The sequence below is a fragment of the Actinomycetospora sp. 2LY8.5 genome (genome assembly GCF_057180585.1).
The window spans coordinates 1-1327 of record NZ_JBXUHE010000106.1 but is presented as its reverse complement, the minus strand read 5'-3'; the positions used below and the strand labels follow the sequence as shown (position 1 = coordinate 1327).

Below are 1327 nucleotides of genomic sequence, written 5' to 3'. Positions count from 1 at the left end.
TCGTCGGTTCCGGGCCGTCGGGCTTCTACGCCGCGGCCGCGTTGCTCGACGCGGATCTGGACGTACGGGTGGACATGTTCGACCGGCTGGCCACCCCGTGGGGGCTGGTCCGCGCGGGGGTGGCCCCCGACCATCCGAAGATCAAGTCAGTGTCCGCGCAGTACGACAAGACCGCCGCCCGCGACGGCTTCCGGTTCTTCGGGCACGTCAGTCTCGGCTCGGGCCCCGCCGACATCACCCGCGACGAGCTCCTCGAGCGCTACGACGCGATCGTCTACGCCGTCGGGTCGCAGACCGAGCGCCGCCTCGGCATCCCCGGCGAGGACCTGCCCGGCAGCATCGCCTCGGTCGACTTCGTGGGGTGGTACAACGGCCACCCCGACCACGTCGACCTCGCCCCGCCGCTGGACACCGAGCGCGCCGTGGTGATCGGCGCCGGCAACGTCGCGCTCGACGTCGCCCGCATGCTCCTGCTCCCCGAGGCCGACCTGCGCGCCACCGACACCGCCGACCACGCCCTCGACGCCCTCGTCGGCTCCGGGGTCCGCGAGGCCGTGATCTGCGGACGCCGCGGTCCCCGCGAGGCGGCGTTCACCACCACCGAGCTGCGCGAGCTCGACGACATCGCCGACCTCACCGTCGTCGCCGACCCCGACCAGGTCCCCGCCGGCATCGCCGACGACGACACCCTGCCCAAGGGCACCCGGCGCAACCTGGAGATCCTGCGCGGGTTCGCCGAGAACGCCGCAGCATCGACTCGTGGCCCGACCGCGCACCACCGCATGGAGTTCCGCTTCTACCGCTCCCCGGTCGAGATCCGCGGCGACGGGAAGGTCGAGGAGATCGTGCTCGCGGTGAACCGCCTCGAGACCGGCCACGACGGACACACCCGCGCGGTCGACACCGGCGAGCGCGAGACCCTCCCGACCGGCCTGGTACTGCGCGCCGTCGGCTACCGGGGCATGGCGCTGCCCGGCGTGCCCTTCGACGACGACACCGGCACCGTCCCGCACACCCAAGGGCGCATCGACGGGGACGAGCACGCGCGCGAGTACGTCGTCGGCTGGATCAAGCGCGGACCCAGCGGCATCATCGGCACCAACAAGAAGGACGCAGGAGAGACCGTCCGCCACCTGGTCGCCGACCTCACCGACCGCGAGCCGCTCGCCGCCGACGACGACCACCACGAGTCGGTCGAGGCCTGGCTGCGCGAGCGCTGCCCCGACCTCGTCGACCAGGCCGGCTGGCAGGCCATCGACGCCCACGAGCGCGGCCGTGGCGAGCCCGACGGCCGACCCCGCGTCAAGGTCGTCGACCGCGACGAGCT

The 1327-nt window shown here is 73.2% G+C and carries 1 protein-coding gene; it reads left to right on the top strand.

The features are described from left to right. On the top strand, positions 1–1327 hold a 1327-nt coding region (locus AC2A1K_RS35610; protein WP_483901072.1), incomplete at both ends, for an FAD-dependent oxidoreductase.